4 protein-coding genes are annotated in these 4,171 nt (G+C 39.5%); all 4 read left to right on the forward strand.

The genetic code is table 11. The features are described from left to right. Positions 1 to 187 precede the first annotated feature (187 nt). The 4 genes from KPC_RS18195 (at position 188) to KPC_RS18210 (ending at position 3,941) form a co-directional block, all read left to right on the forward strand. Positions 188 to 1,315 carry a Re/Si-specific NAD(P)(+) transhydrogenase subunit alpha gene (locus KPC_RS18195; protein WP_121975743.1) on the forward strand — a complete coding sequence of 376 codons (1,128 nt, stop codon included), beginning with the start codon at positions 188 to 190 and terminating at the stop codon, positions 1,313 to 1,315. A gap of 11 nt (positions 1,316 to 1,326) precedes the next feature. Then, positions 1,327 to 1,641, forward strand: a complete 315-nt coding sequence (locus tag KPC_RS18200; RefSeq protein WP_121975744.1) for a proton-translocating transhydrogenase family protein — start codon at positions 1,327 to 1,329, stop codon at positions 1,639 to 1,641. A 12-nt stretch (positions 1,642 to 1,653) separates the two neighbouring features. Next, the gene (locus tag KPC_RS18205; RefSeq protein ID WP_121975745.1) at positions 1,654 to 3,111 is read left to right on the forward strand and encodes an NAD(P)(+) transhydrogenase (Re/Si-specific) subunit beta; all 1,458 of its coding nucleotides are present in this window, start codon (positions 1,654 to 1,656) and stop codon (positions 3,109 to 3,111) included. A 125-nt stretch (positions 3,112 to 3,236) separates the two neighbouring features. Beyond that, a complete protein-coding gene (locus tag KPC_RS18210) occupies positions 3,237 to 3,941 on the forward strand; it encodes an XAC2610-related protein (RefSeq protein ID WP_121975746.1) in 705 nt (234 codons plus the stop codon). The last annotated feature ends 230 nt before the right edge of the window (positions 3,942 to 4,171 follow it).

Raw genomic sequence — 4,171 nt, forward strand, 5'->3', positions numbered from 1 at the left:
ATATTGAACATGTTTATTTTTTATGATTTGTGAATCATCAGTCAGAAATATAGCCATTTATTAAATAAATATTGGGTAGTATTTTAAAAAAGTTCAATTAGAATCCAGAAATTCAGAACAAAAGATTGTGGGGGAAACATCGTTAATCTCGATGTTTGCTTAATAAAAATTAGCTTGAGGAACGCTCATGCAGATTGGAATCCCAGCAGAAACTATCAACGGTGAAAACCGTGTAGCTGCGACACCTGAGACAGTAAAAAAGTTAATTGGTGCTGGTCATAGCGTAGTCATTGAACGTGGAGCAGGTTTAAAAGCTGCTTATATCGACAGTGCTTATGAACAGGTTGGCGCAAGTATTACTGATGACGCTTATACAGGCAGTCACATCATTTTGAAAGTTCGTGCACCTTTTGGAGCTGAAATTCAAAAGCTTACTCCAGACACAACGATAATTGCGATGTTTGACCCATATCGTAATCCAGAGCTGGATCAGTTTGCAGCGCAAGGTGTATCTGCATTTGCACTTGAGCTTTTACCTCGTACACTTTCCCGTGCTCAGAATATGGATGTATTGTCATCTCAAGCGAATTTGGCGGGTTATAAGTCTGTACTTTTAGCTGCAGCCGAGTACCAGCGCATGTTTCCAATGTTGATGACAGCAGCGGGTACGGTGAAACCAGCACGAGTTGTGATCATGGGTGTTGGTGTAGCAGGTCTTCAGGCAATTGCCACCGCTAAACGGTTAGGTGCTGTAGTAGAAGCTACTGATTTGCGCCCTACTGCTCGGGATCAGGTTGAGTCGCTAGGTGGCAAATGGCTGGACGTTCCTATGTCTGATGAAGAAAAACAAAAAGCTGCTGATGCTGCAAAAAATGGTTATGGATGGATGCCAGGTGAGCAATATATCAAAGATCAGGCAATTATTGTGGATAAAGCAGTCTCAAATGCTGACATTGTGATTACTACGGCACTTTTACCAGGTCGTGATGCACCACGTTTAATCAAAGCCGAAACTGTTGCCAAAATGAAGCCTGGTTCAATCATTCTGGATATGGCGGTTGAAACAGGTGGAAATGTCGAAGGCTCTAAATGCGGTGAAAATGTTGTCACTGAAAATGGTGTCAAGATTTTAGGTATTCCAAATATTCCATCTACAGTATCGACAGAAGCTTCGGCACTGTATGCACGTAACGTTTTTAATTTCGTTGAAACACTTTTTGATGCCGATAAAAAAATTGCAATCAATCAGGAAGATGAAATTCAAAAAGCCCTTTTAGTGACTCATGGCGGTCAAGTACTGCTTAAGCGTGGTTAAGGAGAGTCATCATGGTTGAAACTATTACTATTTTCGTCTTAGCCATCTTTGTTGGTTACTACGTAGTTTGGGGTGTAACACCTGCATTGCATACGCCATTGATGGCTGTAACCAATGCACTTTCTTCGATCATTATCGTAGGTGCGATGTTACAGACTATTGGTATGCCTGTTTTAGGTGAAGGCAGTGAAGTTGCATTCCAAAGTGTAAACGTGGTGAGTGTACTGGGTGCAATCGCTGTGTTCTTGGCAAGTATTAACATTTTTGGTGGCTTCGCAGTGACTGCGCGCATGCTGGAAATGTTTAAACCTAAGCAAAAGAAATAAGGGAGCATTTAAATGGAATTTATTCGTGAAAATGCAAACTGGTTATATTTGATCGGTGCAATCCTGTTTATTTTAACTCTTCGAGGCTTGTCAGGTCCTAAAACTGCAATTCAGGGCAACCGTTACGGTATGATCGCAATGGCAATTGCTGTTGTGACAACATTCTTTGTTGCAAATAATCCTGTCATCTGGATGATCGTTGGAGCGATGGTACTTGGTGCAATTGTCGGTATTGCTCGAGCCCGTACAGTGCCGATGACTCAAATGCCGGAAACTGTAGCCCTGATGCACTCATTGGTCGGTTTGGCTGCGGTACTCATCGCTATTGCTGCAATCTTGCATAACAATCAGATTGAAGATTTGTTCAAACAAAACCCTCAAGCACTTTTAGCAGCAGGTATTGAACAGGCACACATGTCAAAAGTGCATTTATTTGAATTGTTTGTAGGCTGCTTTGTTGGTGCGATTACCTTTACTGCGTCAGTATTTGCTTATGGTAAACTGGCTGCAAAAAAATGGGCAAAAACCATTTCAGGTGGTTGGGTAAAACCAGTTCAGGCATTGCTTTTTATTGCAATGTTAGCGTGTGGTATCATATTCTTTACAACGCATAATATGCAGGCATTCTGGGCAATGACTGTACTTGCTCTTGCATTTGGTTGGGTCTGGATTGCGCCAGTGGGTGGTGGTGATATGCCTGTTGTCGTATCATTATTAAACTCATTCTCTGGTTGGGCAGCAGCAGGTATTGGTTTCACACTTGAAAACAACATGTTGATTGTAGCTGGTTCACTTGTTGGTTCATCTGGTGCGATTCTATCTTACATCATGTGTAAAGCAATGAACCGTTCAATCATCAACGTATTGTTTGGTGGTGCTATGGGGGGCAGCGCAGTAGCTGCATCCGGTGAGAAGGGTGAACAGGTTCAACGTAACTATCGTTCAGGTTCAGCAGATGATGCAGGCTTCCTGATGTCAAATGCAGATAGCGTTGTGATCGTACCAGGTTATGGTATGGCACAAGGTCGTGCACAAAATGCAGTCAAAGAACTCTGTGAGATATTAAAAGAGCAGGGTGTAACTGTTCGATTTGCAATCCACCCAGTTGCGGGACGTATGCCAGGGCATATGAATGTACTTTTGGCTGAAGCAGATGTGGCATATGAAGACATTTTGGAAATGGATGAGATTAACTCTGACTTTCCTGCAACAGATGTCGTTCTTGTAATCGGTGCGAATGACGTTGTAAACCCTGCAGCAAAAGATGATCCAGGTTCACCGATTTATGGTATGCCGATTCTTGAAGCCCATAAAGCACGTACAATCATGGTGATCAAGCGTTCTATGGCAACCGGTTATGCAGGTCTTGATAATGACTTGTTCTATAACGAAAAAACCATGATGATTTTTGGTGATGCCAAGAAAGTTGTAGAAGACATGACCAAAGCAATCAATGGTGGGGGACATTAATCTTTAATGATTAATGTCAACGTCCTCCTTTTATAAAGATGAAAACTAACCACCTTCGGGTGGTTTTTTATTATTCAAAATATTTGCTATGATCAGAATGATTATTTTTATAAATTAGAAATACCATGCATAAATCATTTATAAATAATTGGCTATTATTCGTATCAATTTTTTTGTTTTTAAGCCAACCCCTATATGCCCAGATCTTTCAAATTAATGATGGTTCAAAAGATTTTGATGTCCGAATTGAGCTTTCTTGTGAAAAAATGAACTGTGATGGTGACGCTAAAATTACTATATTTAAAAAGGGAAGCAGGCAAATCTTTCAGACATTTCATTCAGATGAACTAACCATGTATCTTGATGAAAATTTCAAACCGAGTGTCAATGTAATACAGCTATATGGTGAACAGAGCCCATTGATTTTTGATGATTTTAATTTTGATGGTACAGAAGATTTAGCGATACGAAATGGCAATTACGGTTCTTATGGTGGTCCTGTTTATGATGTTTACGTGTTTCATCAAAACAAGAAAAAATTTGTGTTAAGCGATGAATTATCAACTTTAACCCAAGAAAATCTGGGTATGTTTGACATTGATTCTAAGCGGAAGCGGATCATTACTTTTAATAAAAGTGGCTGCTGTTATCACATCCGTTCAGAATATCAAGTGATACCTCAAAAAGGTTTATTACTTGTTCGCGAGTTTATAGAAGCTGTTGTAACAGCAGGAGATAAAGTTGAGGTGACTGATCGTAACTTGGTCAACGGTAAATGGAAAGAAAAAACAAAATATTATCCGATAGATCAATATTATAAAAAGCGATAAAAGACAGGATACGTGGCTTCTCAGAAATATGGGATGTAAGTTGTATCGCCATGCTATCTGAATACTAAACGTTAAATATAAATAAAACATCGATATATGCTGAAAGATCAAGAGAGATAAATACTTTGATGGATTTGCATTTGTAAAGAGGAACGTATTAAATGCAAAAAACTGTTTGCTTAAAATTTACCATTTAAATATGCCTGAGTTTTTCTTTAATTCAGATATTG

The sequence above is a fragment of the Acinetobacter stercoris genome (assembly GCF_900323515.1).
In the GTDB taxonomy this organism is placed as follows: Bacteria; Pseudomonadota; Gammaproteobacteria; order Pseudomonadales; family Moraxellaceae; genus Acinetobacter; species Acinetobacter stercoris.

Coding starts and splice junctions, on each gene's coding strand:
- KPC_RS18195 (WP_121975743.1), top strand. CDS start 188: ATGCAGATTGGAATCCCAGCAGAAACTATCAACGGTGAAAACCGTGTA.
- KPC_RS18200 (WP_121975744.1), top strand. CDS start 1,327: ATGGTTGAAACTATTACTATTTTCGTCTTAGCCATCTTTGTTGGTTAC.
- KPC_RS18205 (WP_121975745.1), top strand. CDS start 1,654: ATGGAATTTATTCGTGAAAATGCAAACTGGTTATATTTGATCGGTGCA.
- KPC_RS18210 (WP_121975746.1), top strand. CDS start 3,237: ATGCATAAATCATTTATAAATAATTGGCTATTATTCGTATCAATTTTT.